1 protein-coding gene is annotated in these 1,042 nt (G+C 44.7%); it reads right to left on the bottom strand.

Features of this window, described 5'->3' with window-relative positions:
- Positions 1–97: 97 nt before the first annotated feature.
- On the bottom strand, positions 98–1,042 hold a 945-nt coding region (psbA, locus tag DSM106972_RS48620), incomplete at its 5' end, for a photosystem II reaction center subunit D1 (protein ID WP_233787981.1).

Genomic DNA, 1,042 nt, shown 5'->3' on the forward strand with positions numbered 1-1,042 from the left:
CTTCGTCATCCTGAATTTTTGCTTTTTTCTTGGTTGTAATCTTTTGTACTTCAAATTGAAGTGCGGAATGTGGGTTTAATTATTTAGCTGTCAACTATTAACCGTTGATTGCAGGCGCCGATAATGCGACAGGTGAAGCATCGCCACTTGCTAAGTCAAGAGGGAAGTTGTGAGCGTTACGCTCGTGCATTACTTCCATACCGAGGTTAGCGCGGTTGATAATGTCAGCCCATGTGTTGATGACGCGACCTTGGCTGTCAATTACTGATTGGTTAAAGTTGAAACCGTTCAAGTTGAAAGCCATTGTGGAAATACCCAAAGAGGTAAACCAAATTCCAACTACTGGCCATGCAGCGAGGAAGAAGTGCAAGCTGCGGCTGTTGTTGAATGAAGCGTATTGGAATATCAAACGACCGAAGTAACCGTGTGCTGCAACAATGTTGTAGGTTTCTTCTTCTTGACCGAACTTGTAACCGTAGTTTTGGCTTTCGGTTTCGGTTGTTTCACGAACCAAGGAAGAAGTTACTAGTGAACCGTGCATTGCAGAGAATAACGAACCACCGAACACACCAGCTACACCTAATTGGTGGAAGGGGTGCATTAATATATTGTGTTCTGCTTGGAATACCAACATGAAGTTGAACGTTCCAGAGATACCTAAAGGCATACCGTCGGAGAATGAACCTTGACCAATTGGGTAGACCAAGAATACTGCGGTTGCTGCTGCGACTGGTGCAGAGTAAGCTACGCAAATCCAAGGACGCATACCTAAGCGGTAAGAAAGTTCCCACTCACGACCCATGTAGCAGAATACGCCAATCAGGAAGTGGAATACTACTAACTGGTAAGGACCACCATTGTAAAGCCACTCATCTAAAGAAGCTGCTTCCCAAATTGGGTAGAAGTGAAGACCAATTGCATTGGAAGAAGGAACTACGGCGCCGGAAATAATATTGTTTCCATACATTAAAGAACCAGCTACTGGTTCGCGGATACCGTCGATGTCAACTGGGGGTGCTGCTACAAATGCAATGATAAAGCA

It is taken from the genome of Dulcicalothrix desertica PCC 7102 (genome assembly GCF_003991905.1).
GTDB classification, from domain to species: Bacteria; Cyanobacteriota; Cyanobacteriia; order Cyanobacteriales; family Nostocaceae; genus Dulcicalothrix; species Dulcicalothrix desertica.